At 57.9% G+C, this 11,990-nt stretch carries 12 protein-coding genes, 1 tRNA gene and 6 pseudogenes; 12 read left to right on the forward strand and 7 right to left on the reverse strand.

The features are described from left to right. Nucleotides 1-272: 272 nt before the first annotated feature. From IB263_RS32065 to IB263_RS34875, 3 genes and pseudogenes are all read left to right on the forward strand, one after another. Nucleotides 273-659 carry a transposase gene (locus IB263_RS32065; RefSeq protein ID WP_192359140.1) on the forward strand — a complete coding sequence of 129 codons (387 nt, stop codon included), beginning with the start codon at nucleotides 273-275 and terminating at the stop codon, nucleotides 657-659. Next, nucleotides 656-988 carry an IS66 family insertion sequence element accessory protein TnpB gene (gene tnpB / locus IB263_RS32070; RefSeq protein ID WP_192359138.1) on the forward strand — a complete coding sequence of 111 codons (333 nt, stop codon included), beginning with the start codon at nucleotides 656-658 and terminating at the stop codon, nucleotides 986-988. The genes IB263_RS32065 and tnpB overlap by 4 nt, the downstream gene beginning before the upstream one ends. After that, a pseudogene (locus IB263_RS34875) lies at nucleotides 982-1,143 on the forward strand (IS66 family transposase); the annotation flags it as partial. The gene tnpB and the pseudogene IB263_RS34875, both read left to right, overlap by 7 nt. Nucleotides 1,144-1,160: 17 nt before the next feature. On the opposite strand, the pseudogene IB263_RS34880 reads toward IB263_RS34875, so the two are convergent. Then, a pseudogene (locus tag IB263_RS34880) lies at nucleotides 1,161-1,208 on the reverse strand (hypothetical protein); the annotation flags it as partial. A gap of 23 nt (nucleotides 1,209-1,231) precedes the next feature. Further along, nucleotides 1,232-1,376, reverse strand: a pseudogene (locus IB263_RS32080) (transposase); the annotation flags it as partial. A gap of 3 nt (nucleotides 1,377-1,379) precedes the next feature. On the opposite strand from IB263_RS32080, the pseudogene IB263_RS32085 reads away from it, so the two are divergent. Continuing rightward, nucleotides 1,380-1,756 (forward strand): annotated as a pseudogene (locus IB263_RS32085) (transposase); the annotation flags it as partial. On the opposite strand, the pseudogene IB263_RS32090 reads toward IB263_RS32085, so the two are convergent. Further along, nucleotides 1,756-2,109 (reverse strand): annotated as a pseudogene (locus IB263_RS32090) (IS66 family transposase zinc-finger binding domain-containing protein); the annotation flags it as partial. The pseudogenes IB263_RS32085 and IB263_RS32090 overlap by 1 nt on opposite strands. A 562-nt stretch (nucleotides 2,110-2,671) precedes the next feature. On the opposite strand from IB263_RS32090, the gene IB263_RS32095 reads away from it, so the two are divergent. Continuing rightward, nucleotides 2,672-2,735, forward strand: a tRNA-Met gene (locus tag IB263_RS32095). A gap of 126 nt (nucleotides 2,736-2,861) precedes the next feature. On the opposite strand, the pseudogene IB263_RS32100 reads toward IB263_RS32095, so the two are convergent. The 3 genes and pseudogenes from IB263_RS32100 to IB263_RS32110 form a co-directional block, all read right to left on the reverse strand. After that, nucleotides 2,862-3,043 (reverse strand): annotated as a pseudogene (locus tag IB263_RS32100) (cold shock domain-containing protein). A gap of 98 nt (nucleotides 3,044-3,141) precedes the next feature. Further along, complete coding sequence (locus tag IB263_RS32105; protein ID WP_192358208.1) at nucleotides 3,142-3,429, reverse strand: hypothetical protein; 288 nt, start codon at nucleotides 3,427-3,429, stop codon at nucleotides 3,142-3,144. A 132-nt stretch (nucleotides 3,430-3,561) separates the two neighbouring features. Further along, nucleotides 3,562-3,858, reverse strand: a complete 297-nt coding sequence (locus IB263_RS32110; RefSeq protein ID WP_192358235.1) for a hypothetical protein — start codon at nucleotides 3,856-3,858, stop codon at nucleotides 3,562-3,564. A gap of 393 nt (nucleotides 3,859-4,251) precedes the next feature. On the opposite strand from IB263_RS32110, the gene IB263_RS32115 reads away from it, so the two are divergent. The 7 genes from IB263_RS32115 (at nucleotide 4,252) to IB263_RS32145 (ending at nucleotide 11,257) form a co-directional block, all read left to right on the forward strand. After that, nucleotides 4,252-5,850 carry an RcgA family putative transporter gene (locus IB263_RS32115; RefSeq protein WP_192358233.1) on the forward strand — a complete coding sequence of 533 codons (1,599 nt, stop codon included), beginning with the start codon at nucleotides 4,252-4,254 and terminating at the stop codon, nucleotides 5,848-5,850. Continuing rightward, complete coding sequence (locus IB263_RS32120; protein ID WP_192358206.1) at nucleotides 5,840-6,859, forward strand: RcgR family putative quorum lactone hydrolase; 1,020 nt, start codon at nucleotides 5,840-5,842, stop codon at nucleotides 6,857-6,859. The genes IB263_RS32115 and IB263_RS32120 overlap by 11 nt, the downstream gene beginning before the upstream one ends. A gap of 715 nt (nucleotides 6,860-7,574) precedes the next feature. Beyond that, nucleotides 7,575-8,006, forward strand: coding sequence for a protein psiB (locus IB263_RS32125; RefSeq protein WP_348646649.1), 432 nt, complete (start codon nucleotides 7,575-7,577; stop codon nucleotides 8,004-8,006). Next, the gene (locus IB263_RS32130) at nucleotides 8,003-9,004 is read left to right on the forward strand and encodes a hypothetical protein (RefSeq protein WP_192358202.1); all 1,002 of its coding nucleotides are present in this window, start codon (nucleotides 8,003-8,005) and stop codon (nucleotides 9,002-9,004) included. The genes IB263_RS32125 and IB263_RS32130 overlap by 4 nt, the downstream gene beginning before the upstream one ends. A 30-nt stretch (nucleotides 9,005-9,034) precedes the next feature. Then, a complete protein-coding gene (locus tag IB263_RS32135) occupies nucleotides 9,035-9,481 on the forward strand; it encodes a hypothetical protein (RefSeq protein WP_192358201.1) in 447 nt (148 codons plus the stop codon). 299 nt (nucleotides 9,482-9,780) lie between these two features. Then, nucleotides 9,781-10,086 carry a hypothetical protein gene (locus tag IB263_RS32140; RefSeq protein WP_192358199.1) on the forward strand — a complete coding sequence of 102 codons (306 nt, stop codon included), beginning with the start codon at nucleotides 9,781-9,783 and terminating at the stop codon, nucleotides 10,084-10,086. Between the two features lie 889 nt (nucleotides 10,087-10,975). Beyond that, on the forward strand, nucleotides 10,976-11,257 hold the full coding sequence (locus IB263_RS32145) for a hypothetical protein (protein WP_192358197.1): 282 nt from the start codon (nucleotides 10,976-10,978) through the stop codon (nucleotides 11,255-11,257). A gap of 453 nt (nucleotides 11,258-11,710) precedes the next feature. Here the strand turns inward: IB263_RS32145 and IB263_RS32150 are convergent, their stop codons facing one another. Then, on the reverse strand, nucleotides 11,711-11,926 hold the full coding sequence (locus IB263_RS32150) for a hypothetical protein (RefSeq protein WP_246811144.1): 216 nt from the start codon (nucleotides 11,924-11,926) through the stop codon (nucleotides 11,711-11,713). Nucleotides 11,927-11,990 lie beyond the last annotated feature (64 nt).

Genomic DNA, 11,990 nt, shown 5'->3' on the forward strand with positions numbered 1-11,990 from the left:
GATTGAATGCAATGCTCGAATTTTTCCTTGAAGAGGAAATCGATCCTCGCGCTACCGGCGCTTGGATCCTCGAACTGGAGGTCGGGCGAACCTTATGTTTCCAGTCGCGGCATAGCCTGTTATCAAGCGTCATCGTGAACTGGTACCGGAGCGCGCTTCATGAAAATCCCCAGCGGGCGTAGAAGTCACGTAACCGCTGTTCCACTCCCACGTTGTCCTCGCCGCTCTGATCTGTGATCGCCTATCCATGGACGAGCAACGGGAGTTTCTCCATGGAGACTACATTGGAGGTTCTCAGGACCAGGAAGCCTGGACGTGAGGTTCACCGGCACTGGCCGGACGAGGTCAAGGCGCAGATCGTTTCGGAGAGCCTTCGGCCCGGAGCGATCGTAAATGAGGTCGCCGAGCGGCATGGGTTGAAGCCGAACCATCTGTCCACCTGGCGAACGATGGCGCGGCAGGGCAAGCTGGTTCTGCCTGCATCTGAGGATGCGGTGGAGTTCGCAGCGGTGATCGTCGATCCGCCGGTTTCGGAGCTGCCGATCAAAGAAGTCGCTCGCCCTGAGATCATCGTTGGTTCCATCACCATCCGCTTGGAAGAAGGCGCATCTGCCGCCCGGATCGCCGCCGTCGCGCGTGCCTGCGCGGTTCCGGCATGATCTTTCCATCGAACCGGGTTCGGATCTTGGTGGCGACCAAGCCGGTCGACTTTCGCAAAGGCCATGTTGGCTTGGCGGCACTGGTCAAGAACGAGTTGCACAAGGACCCATTTACCGGGACGGTCTTCGTATTCCGGTCGCGTAATGCGGATCGACTGAAGTTGATCTACTGGGATGGAAGCGGGCTGGTGATGGCCTACAAGCGGCTGGAGGAACATACATTCACCTGGCCGGGCATCAAGGATGGCCTGATGACCTTGGGCCATGCTCAGTTCGAGGCGTTGTTTGCAGGGCTCGATTGGCGTCGGGTCCGTGCCGTGGAGCGCTAGCTCGTGATGACCGACCGTGGGGCGGCGGCGCTCCACCAGGTGTGGCCTTCACCTATGCTGCAGGCCGTGGCGGGCAGCATGCCGAGCGGATATTGCAAGGGTTCACCGGCGTGTCGGCGATCAGCGGTGCTGATCGTTTTTGCCGTCCAGACAAACGAGCCTCGGGGTCGAGGCAGCGCAACTCAGCCTCCATCCGATAGAGTTCACCGATCCGCTTCACGCCTTCCTCGGCAATCGGCGTGGCAACGTCGCCCAGTTCTCGGCTCCGGCGTCATGCCCTGCAAACAGCGAGTTTTTCCGGTTAAGGGCTATTGGCCGGATCGTTTTCGACGCTGTTGTTGTCGATCTCGACGCGGCCATCGGTGAGGAACAGGCCCAGGCCGTTCCAATATTTGGCGATGTCATCGTCACCCGTCGTCCCAGATATGCGTGCCGTGCCGCACCGACGGGGTTGCCCAGGCTCCAGCGCCCGTGTGGCTGATCCAAGCCGGATTGCCGACGGAAGCGACTATCGCGCATGTGCTGGTGTCCAAATACGCCGATCATCTGCCGCTCTACCGGCAGGCCCAGATCATGAGCCGCCAAGGCATCGATCTTGACCGTTCCACACTTGCTGACTGGGTCGGTCGGACAGCATTCGAACTGCGCCCGGTCTTCGACGCCCTGATTGCCGACCTGAAGCGCTCGACTAAGCTGTTCATGGACGAGACCCGTGCGCCGGTCCTTAATCCCGGCTCCCGCAGGACCAAGATCGGATACTTCTGGGCGCGGAACTGCGCCGGAATGACATCCAACCGCTCGGACACGTCTTCACCGATGCAATGCAAGCCACCTCCGCAAGAGCAGATCAGCCTTTCCGGCTCGATGATCTCCTCTATGCGAGGGAGATGGGCGGGAAGAGAGCCGCGATTAGCGGAGCGTGGTTTGGTGCGCGGCTTGTCCGAAGGCCTATCGGCTTCGTCTTCGGCATGGACGGCCGCAATGGCCGTTTCCAGGTCTTCCAGTGCGAGATCGAATTGCTCGGGATCAGCCTTCTCGGACTTGCGGCCGAAGGCAGCCTGCTTGAAGGCGGCGACCAACTTCTCAAGCCTTTCGATCCGCTCATCCTTGCGAACTTCACGCTGGCTATCCATGGTGAATATTGTGGGCGATCATCGAGATCATTTTCGATTAGTAATGCTGAGCCGAGATACTTGCCTTCCTTATGTGCGACAAGAGCGAGAGGGACGTCTTCGCCTTCCATCATCGGATCCAGATGGGCGCGATATTCAGCCAAAGAAACACCACTATCAGTCCACCAAGCATTCCAAGCACGGGAAGCGATTGTGTCCGCCCACTCCGGGCAGGTCTGTAGATTAGAAACTTCCACGGAATACCCTTTAAAATCGTGCCATGAAGTAAGTTGCACCATATCGATGTGCAGTTCTCGATCAAGCAGGTGGAGAGCATAGGTCATTCATAACGTCCGCTTCTGGCATGGCGGCATTTAACTTTTCGTCCAGGTGTGAGCTGCACACCGGTTACGAAGTCACTTTTGGGGTGTGCGAACAGCAGGTGGTCGAGGATTTACTGGATCGCTGCGCTTTGGGATAGCGTGAGGCCGCAGTTAGCTGATGCAGAGAAAACTGGAGGACCCGCCGCCACTGCAGCGGCGTCTTGCGCGGTAATCACGGTAACGAGCTTAGCTCAATGGTTGGAGCCGTCCGCTCATAACCGATTACTGCAGGTTCGAATCCTGCCGGGCCCATTGATCAATCGCTTTATGTCCTTAGAAGCGTTGTCTGTGGGGCCTGTACCATTCGTTGCCGCGCCGTTAGTTGCGACAATCGCCACATCAGCCCCTGCCACAACTCGGCAAGCCGGCCGTCTTTCGTCAAAACGATCTAACGTTTTCGGCCTTCGATCTTCCTGCCTTTCGAACTTGGTCGTAAGACACCGTCTGCCCATCTCTCAATATATCGCCATACCGGAGTGCGGAGACATGAAGGAAAACGTCCGCGCCGCCCGTATCCGTCGTAATGAAAACGAAGCCCTTGTCGGCGTAAAAAACTTCACCTTGCCGTAACCATATCAATTCTCGCCTGTTCGCCCACGCACTGCGGAGCAGCACTGCTCCTAAAATAGGAAATACTAAAAAATGCTTCGAACGCGTTTCAATGTCGTTTCGGATTCTCCGACCAATGCTTCACCGACGAGCCGGGGTCGAGATAACGCCCGAGCGATCTCAGGTGTGCGACGATTTCTAACAGCAGGAAATCGCGGTCTCCGAACTTTTCACCTATCCGCTGCAGTTCACCGCTCGCCGCATCCATCTCCTCCAAGTCGCCCAGTATGTAGCAATCGCGCCTAACCGCACAGATATCGCAGCCAGCGTTGATCACCTCATCAATAAAGGCCGGAATCTCACTAACTCCCAAATGCTTACGCTGGCGTGTTTCCATGTACGGTATCTCCCAGCAAAGAATCGACGAGGGGAAATGGCGCCGCGTCCTATCCCTCGAAACGCTGTCGGATTTCAGCGCAGAGTCTGTGGCCCCAGTAGCCTGCAGCCGGCATAAAAAGGTTAATTAGACCTACGCGCCGCCTGACCGACCCCGAGGGGCTTCCAAGGTCGAATTCATCTCTTTGGCGTTCAGTGTGCCGCGTGTTGCGATCAGGTATGCCGCCATATAGGTCAGCTTTAGCCTCGATTCCTGATCGCCCCGCGGCCGGTAATCGACGATCGCGAGCCAGCCAGCTTCTTCATCCCGCGCAACGTCCAACAGTCGATGAGCATAGGTGAGGTTCGTAATATCGCCGGCCGCCCTGCGCTCATCCCAGGCACGAACAGCATCCGCCGTCGCCAGTTGCGCGGCGATATGGCGATCTATCAACTCAGCAAGGGAAACCGCAGTTTCCGACCCACTTTGTTCCTCGTGTCCCTTCCCGCCGTCAGGTTCCGCGATTTCCAGATACGAAATACCGTCGGAAGCTAACGCGCTCAAAGCCGAGCGCATTCTTGCAGAATAGGCTCCGTTGCTATGGCACCGAAGCGAACTTGAAAGGGTGTCGGTGTCTATGCTGCGCGGAAACGCTGATGCCGACGACATTGGTATGATTGAGCGCCTCACCGATGGCAAAAGACCCCCTCCTTCCAATAGTTGCGCGCTTCATCTCGGAGGCGCTAAAAGTTGCATCCAGTCGATCAGACGATGATTTGAGGGGCGGTGGCACGATAGGACACGAAACCTAGCGAAATGAAACGAAACCAGGGCCTGAAGCCATTGATAAAGAACGGAAAGTTTTTTCTTGCGCCGTCGAAGGACGGAAGTGATTTCAAGGAGCTGTTCAAACAATTGGCTGCGGCTGGAGCGGGTCGGCCATTGGGCAGCGACGGATTTCCCGCAGGCCCGTGGACGCCCGAGCTTCTTGCAGAAGCGATTTCCCAGATCGATTCGAACCGGATCGGGGTCGATCTGCGAACAGTGCAGCTTTGGTTTCAAGAAAATGAGAAGGGAATTAGCACTGCCAACATTCGGTGGCTCGCACGGGTTTTCGGGTGCGATGATCCGTTGGCAACCAGCGAATGGCAGATGGAGCTCAGTGCGGCGCAATCGCGTTTAGCCGCCAAGCGGCGAGACTCGAAGCAGGCCGGGGGCAGCGTTGGGATCCCGGATCCGACGCCGACCACGATCGTCGACGATGAGACGAAGTCTCCGCCAGAATCGGCAAGGGACACTTTCGCCAAGGGGCCAAGACATTTCGGTTTGGCGACGAGATCGGAGGCGCTCTTCAGTCGCGGGTCGCCCTTGAATTTGCCGGCGTCGGTGTTTGCAGGTGCAACTGCCCTCGGGTTTTTGTCGTATGTCACCGGGATCCATAACGCTAGTTATGGCCGGCCGGATGGCGTTGTTAAACAGGTTGGATTTCTTTGGGCGCCGAATTGGACTTTCGTCTTCATGGTGCTGCTCCCTTTGTTTTGTGCGTTCGTCATAGAGCTGCTGGGTTTCTGGAAAAATGAGGCGCGCTTAAAGCTCACTGCGCAGGCAGACCGGATGCAAATCGACTGGGAGCGCAATGTCGAAGCTTCTTCCTATACATATTGGTTGGTCTTTTTGATTTGCCTGCTATTCGCAGGTCTTTTTCAATGGATCGAAGTATGCCTGATCCCATTGGTAAACGGCGGTGGCAACTATGCAATGGATTGGGGCAAGTTCGCACTTGTGCGCCCGGAGGTCATATCGGTGCCAGAAGCGGTCCTGTTCACAGGGATTGCTTATCTATACATGTCCATTTGCTTCTATGTCTTCTTTGTCGGTCTAATTCTGCTTTATACAGTGGTCTATGATTTCTGGAGAGTTGGCGAGGCGACAAAGCATCGGCTTGATGCCGACTGTCGGCAAGAGATCGATGAAGTCGGTCTCAGGGTAATCCGCGGGATTTTTCGGTGCACGGTATTGGGCGTTGTGATCGCCATATGCATGAAGGTGCAGAGCTCCTACCTGACATCGAGCGGCGAGAATGTCGTAGCTTGGTTGGTCAGCGATATGTCTTCAGCCCTTCATGGTCGCAATAATGTAAGCGACGGGGTCGGCTATAGGATGCCGACGCATTTCAGCAGTCTTCTTATCGTTATTTCGACCTGCGTTGTCTTCCTGTTTGGTTCGATCCGTTTGCGCGCTGATGGTCGTTTTCGCGCGCTTTTATGGAAGATGACGGCTGTTGTAGGCCTCCTGGTTGGCGGTTACTTGCTGGTCGGGGCGTTTGCAGGCTTTTCGATCCTTTTGGGCGTCGGCGTGCTCCTTGCGGTGTACGGCCTGTTTGATCCAGGGTTTGGGCAATGGCGAGCGAGTGAGTTAGGAAATCATCAGCGTGTATCATAATTGGCTTGATCGATGGGATGAGCGGCGGGCGCGGCGCGGCGAAGAAGAAAAGGAAACGACGGATTTCGTCCTCGACGCGGAACGCGCCTTTCCAGGCGCGAAGGAGGTCATAAGTCTCGAGGCGTTTTTTGATTTTGCGGACCAGGCCGTCGTTGATCCAGCCTTCTTCGATGAGGCGAGTGGGAGCGATCAAGGTTTTCAGAAGCAAGATGGGTGGCTCAGATTTTCATCGGGCATTTCTACTGACATTGACGAGAACAACGTCGTCTGGGCAAAGATCACAGAAAGCGGATCGTTCGACCAGGTTCTTGTGGTTTTCCACCATTGGAATGCAACCTCGCGAAATCGTCAGATCGCCAAATTTCTCTCACGGCGTGGCATCACGGTTGTTGAGATTGCAATGCCTTACCATTTCGAGCGCCGACGTCCGGGCTCCTCGCACGCCGATTACATGCTCAGCGCAAATCTCGGCCGAACGATTCAATCTGTGAGGCAGGCGGTTTGGGATGGGCGAAAACTCCTACGCTGGCTGAGGAGCGAAGGCTATCGAGAGATAGCCGTTCTCGGCATGAGTCTTGGCTCCTGGGTTGCGGGGCTCATTGCGGCTCACGATCCGGCTGTGTCGAAGGCCTCATTGTTTCTGACGGCGGGAAGTCTCGCGGATATGGTTTGGACGGGGCGCGCAACGCGAGCGATACGCGACAGCCTTGAGCCTCCGATCGGGCTGACCGATCTAAGAAGGGCCTGGGCTCCACTTAACATGGAGAACTACGCGCATCGTTTGGCGCGTCCTGATCTCGATCTTCACGTTGTGCTCGCGAAGAGAGACAAGGTGGTGTTGCCAGAGCTATCGGAGAGGTTCATGCACGGGCTGAAGGTCGCCGGAGCCAGGCCAAATATCCTGCATCTAAACTGTGGTCACTATTCGCTCGCCAGGCCGCCCTACATTCTGTTGGCGGGTTTGAGCTTGAAGCGGTTTCTATCGGCTACTGCCAAATCGGCCCGCTGAGTATGCGCTGGCGACGAACGAAAGTTTTCCTCTACTGGAGCCTTTCCGCCTGAGCTTATGGTCGGCACTACGCCGCCCGGTTTCGCATCGATTTGGCGCATCGCTGACGCGGGCCCGCTCTATGCCTTTGGCACGAAGCCCGCTGAAGGCGGTCTTCGCCTCTACGGGTAGCGATCGGGTGCGCTACGTCCGCTTCGCGTCCTTGCATCAAATTGCCTCTGACTCCCGGTTTACACGCCCGTTGAAACCAGCATATGGTGCGCCGGCAAAGTCAATCATGAGTTGGTGATGGCAAGTCGCTAGCCCTTCTTGTCATGCGCCAAGGGGTCGTCCTGTTCACGAGGCAGGACGGCCCTTTCTGTATCTGAAATGGCGTCCGCTAGGCGGCCGGCGTGCTTTCTCGAGGGAGGGAAAGAAGGCGCCGCCCTCTCTCCCTCACAAGGGAAAAAACGGTCTCCCCGTCCTTCCTCCGCTCGCTAATCGCTCGCTTCGTGCAGGATAGACGCGGATCCGCCTGTACGGATCATGCGCGTCGCCCCTTCGGCGCTAAGCCTCGGGCGGGCGAACCCCCTCCGTTTTGTTCCCTTGCCTCCCTCTCTCCCGCTGCTCCGCGCGAACTCGGAAGCAGGAGCGGGGCTCCTGCCCCTCGGGCAGACGCTAGACCGCTTCGCGGAATGGAAAGGGCTAGAATATGTTACGCGCAAACACCGCTTATGTGCTGGACCCGGAGACGACGATTTTTAAGCCGGTCGGGCTTCCGGTCTCGACGGGTATCCGGCCGGTTTACGACCTGATTGGCTGCCGCCTCCTCGAAGTCGTACGTTTCGACGAGCGCCACACGCTTCTTGTCGATGAGGAAGGGTTGAAGGAAGGCCTGACCGCCTTCACCATCTTTGAGGGCTTCCCCCAGCCGATCGCGGGCAAGATTGTTCTTGTCGGCGGGGGCGGTAGCTCCCCCTACACGTCGCCGCTTGTCAGTCTTGAGGACGCGGCCAAGCATTTCAAATGCTGCCGCCCGGTCCTGGACCCGGTTTTCGCAAAGACAGACGAGATTTCCCCCGGAGGCATCATCATTGCCGGCGCGCTGGCGGGCTTGCAATCCCGCATCGAGCGACGTGCCCCCACCCTTGTCGAGGGAGAGGCATGATGAAAATCGCAACCTTCGAAAACAACATCCTGGCCATTGTCTCAGGGACCTTCGCCGCAACCATCGCGGCGGAGGACATCGAGCCGCAGTTTCATGCCCTGACGCACTTTCCCGACCGGCGCGCAAAGACTGAACTAGCGGACCTGGCCGAACGGCTGAACCAATTCGCCACACACGTTGTCGAGCTTTGGAACGAAGCTTGCGCACCGATCCCGGAGCCGGAAATCGAAACCTTCGCCTGCCGTCACGTCGAGTTGACGCGGCGCTATTGGGCGGCGGAAGGCCGTTGCATGAATTGGTTTGTCACTGGTCCCGCCCGCTTCCCGGTTGCCCGCAACGAAAAGCGAATGCGGATTTCCGATGCTCGCCGAGCCGATCTTAAGGCGCACGAGGCAGCCGCCCGGAAGGCCGTCAGGCGGAAAGCGTTCCCGCATGGCGTGGAAGATAAACCGAACCGTTCCGGCGATCCCGCTGTTTTGCAGAAGATCATGACGCGCATCGAGGCGACAGCGCTTTCGATCGACCAAATGAAGGCGGCAAACGTAATCATCCGGCGCATGGAGAAAGACCTTGCCACGGAAGACGACATGATCGCGGCCGTCGTGGCAAACACAGGACTCACTGAGGAAGCAGCAGCCAGAGGCATCAAACTGGCTCCGTGGCAATCACGGCGCGGGTTCAGCACGACCAACAGCCGCGCCGAGCTCCGCCGCCTTCAGCAGCGCCTTGCAGTCCTCGCAAGAATGAAGGAACGCGGCACCCTAAGCCAGGAGCTTGAGACGACCGCAGGCGCCGTCGAGATCAAGGAGAACGCCGACATAGCGCGTATCCAACTGATCTTTCCCGACAAACCCGACGATACGACACGACGCGTCTTGAAAGCCAACGGCTTTCGCTGGTCGCCGTCGCAAGGTGCGTGGCAACGGCACCTTAACGAGGCCGGACGCTACGCAGCGCAGCGCGTGTTGAAAACGATCATCGACGCCAGCGCCGCCTGATCACGCCCCCATTTTGAGAAGGACGTTCCGATGACCCCCACAATCTTTTTCGCAATGGAGTTTCACGGCACGGGCGATCCCTATTTCGGCGGCGCTGCCGCCGATTGGGCGCTCTACAAGACCGACGACGGCGGGCAGGCGTTCATCAGCGCTGCCGACGCGCAGCGCCGAGACTTGATCTTGGCCTATTTCCCGACGGCTACGGAGGCAGAAGAGGCTGGAACCGCAGCGAGCACACGGAGGGGGCGGATATCCGCCCTTCCCGGGAAACTCCGGTCGGAAGTGCCGACCGGACAGATTTCTTGGATTGTCGGCAACAAACATGTCGGCGAGGACGATGGTGAACTCGCCGAGGACATCGCCGACAGAGCCACGAGGGCGGGCGCGACCGACGCCGATTTAATCGCGCAGATGGTTGCCTACGCTCTTGCTTGCCACCGCGCCAATCAGGCGCTTGTGCCTCATTTCCAGCTGTAGGAGGCCGCACAATGCGACACGAGCGCCGCAGCGTCGAGGTTTTCGATACCCCTTCTGGCTCGGGCGGAAGCCATACGGCTTCCATGGCGCAGGAGTTGGCTGCCGATAGAGTGCAGGTGCGCGTCTGGTATGGACGCGCCACGCCGAGAGGTTGGGAGGCTTAGAAGGATTGGGACGGCTACACCTTCGCGACGGAACGAGCCGCCCTGACGAACAAGCGGACAATGCCGCTTTTCAAATAGAAAGAGGCCGCGCCACTCGTGGCGCGGCCATCGAACACGCCACGAGAGGAACCGACATTGAGCCGCTACACCGTTGAAGTGAAGTCTGCGACCAACGCCGATCCCGAGGCCACGATTGGCTATGACCGGCCCCTGAGGACCTTCTTTTTACAAGCGTTTCCCCACCCGAATACCGACGAATGCGCCTTGTGGTTGGGCGCGTTCCTTGATGAATACTCAACCCTGGAATCGATCGTCGAGGCCGCGCGGACACAAGGCTACGAGGTTCGCGGCCTGACACGCGAAATGATGCTGGCAATGATCAAGGAATCTGGACCGCCGCAGCCGCCGAGCCTTGGCGAAAGACTGGGCTTAGTGCGGTAAGAGCCCTCCCCGGCCGATCCAAGCTCGCATCGAACGGGCCAGGACCGGAACGAGGGGAGCCCCAGACGCCCCTCCCCTCGTGCTCCCCTCCCCAACCACAGCGGCCGACCGCCATGGCGGGTCGGCTCACTTCGACATGTTGTCATTGTCAGCCGTTGAAGACTGATGTCATGAGCGCGCTGTACCCGCAACCCGGGATCCCGGCCCTGGTGGCCGGATGGGGACCCGCCGATTGACGACGAAGGCAGTGGGCCTGGGCTACGAATGCCGCGTTTTCCGACAGCTCCTTAATGGCAGTCCGTAATCTAATGCTGCGCACGATACTGCAGGCCCTGCCTTGGCGCGCAACCCTAAGGGTTCTCCTCTCCGTTGCGACCGCTCCGCGGTGCACTCGTCAGTGCCTGCCGTATTCGAGCTTCGCGATCACGCAGCACCACTAGGAGGATCCACCTCATGAAAGCGCTCGTAACCTTCTGCCAGAAGACCGGCCGCCGCCTTCGTCTCTACATCAATTGGCACATCGCCAAACTGACCATAAAGGCCAGTTGAAAATCTCGGTCGCAGTCTCGCTTCCGCTCATCGCCAAGATTGAGGTCAGCTATCAGCGCGACTTCAGCGCCAAGGCTGGCAACGGCAACACGCCGAAATGAGAAGGCCGCGCTGACACGGGCGCGGCTTTCCGCCCGAACTTCGGATCTCGTCGACGATCTTTCGCTGATGCTTAGCCCGTGGTGCGGAGCGCTCCATACTCGGAGCGCCGCGGGCGGGAACCACAGTCAGCCTCGCACATTACTGAACCTTTGCAAGTTGCGGACCTTGTCGAATCCTACAATTTCGAACGTGCCGAGCCGTGACTATAACCGGAGCGTTGATTGAGGAAGGGATCCAGATGGAATTCACGCTTTGGGCGTATCAGGTCACGCCGGGCTCCGACCATAACCTGTATTTTGCTGAGCATGAGGCCGACTGCCGTCGTGCTGCACTTGAGCAGCGTGCCGAATTGAAGGAAGGCGACCTCGATGATGAGGAGGTATTGGGCGCGATGGCTCTTTACGTGTTTGTGTTCCGGTCGATGACATCTGGGGAACTGGTTGCCGTCTTAAATGGTGACGCATCGCTGATCGAGACCTGTGCGGTGGACCGGAAACTTGTCGGGCTGATTGCAGACTAAGTACGCCCGACGGAAAGGCCCAGCTCAACGACGTGGTATCTGATAAGTGCCTTTATGCCGCCTGCCTGGAGGATTGTTGATAGCGCGTTTCATCGCCCCGTCTTTGGATCGCGGCCTTGACTCGCCTAAGACTATGTTCCTATTTTGTTCTCTTCCTCCTATCGAGCAAGAGCAATGAAACTAACCGCGCCTTTTCAGCCCTCATCGTTCATCGAGCATGATCCTGCGACGTACAACACGATCAAAGGCCTACAGGAGTGGGAGGTATTGGGTGCACGATGCTCGGCATGTGGCCGAGTGGGCTGGGTCAACAAAGACACAGTGCTTGCACGTTGGGGCGATCAATATCTGATGAACTTGAGAGGCAGGTTCCGCTGCGACTGTGGCAACCGAACTGACAACACCGTTCTGATTGGTCGATTGCCCCGGTAACATACCGGACGCTACGACGGCTCAGCCGTCCGGCAGTTCTTTGCGCATCAGCAGTCGATTTCCCGGTAATAGCGTGATGATCTTGTCCTGTTCGAGCGCATACAGGACCTCTACGATTTCATCCTGCGTGAAGCCTGTCGCAGTCAATGGAACACCGATGTCGAATACGTTGATCGACATTTCCGGCAAAGCCTTCAAGGCGCGTAGGCGCTCGATCAATGCGGTTTCGGTTTCCATGAATCTACTCATAGTAACTTCATTACGATTTTCCGGCTGAATTGTCTCATGTCCAAAGCCGCCG

The organism is Ensifer sp. ENS03 (genome assembly GCF_014852035.1).
GTDB classification, from domain to species: Bacteria; Pseudomonadota; Alphaproteobacteria; order Rhizobiales; family Rhizobiaceae; genus Ensifer; species Ensifer adhaerens.

What these genes read in the sequence shown, in the direction of transcription:
- IB263_RS32065 (WP_192359140.1), top strand. Translation starts at nt 273, where the DNA reads ATGGAGACTACATTGGAGGTTCTCAGGACCAGGAAGCCTGGACGTGAG.
- tnpB (WP_192359138.1), top strand. Translation starts at nt 656, where the DNA reads ATGATCTTTCCATCGAACCGGGTTCGGATCTTGGTGGCGACCAAGCCG.
- IB263_RS32105 (WP_192358208.1), bottom strand. Translation starts at nt 3,429, where the DNA reads ATGGAAACACGCCAGCGTAAGCATTTGGGAGTTAGTGAGATTCCGGCC.
- IB263_RS32130 (WP_192358202.1), top strand. Translation starts at nt 8,003, where the DNA reads ATGATGAAAATCGCAACCTTCGAAAACAACATCCTGGCCATTGTCTCA.
- IB263_RS32135 (WP_192358201.1), top strand. Translation starts at nt 9,035, where the DNA reads ATGACCCCCACAATCTTTTTCGCAATGGAGTTTCACGGCACGGGCGAT.
- IB263_RS32145 (WP_192358197.1), top strand. Translation starts at nt 10,976, where the DNA reads ATGGAATTCACGCTTTGGGCGTATCAGGTCACGCCGGGCTCCGACCAT.
- IB263_RS32150 (WP_246811144.1), bottom strand. Translation starts at nt 11,926, where the DNA reads ATGGAAACCGAAACCGCATTGATCGAGCGCCTACGCGCCTTGAAGGCT.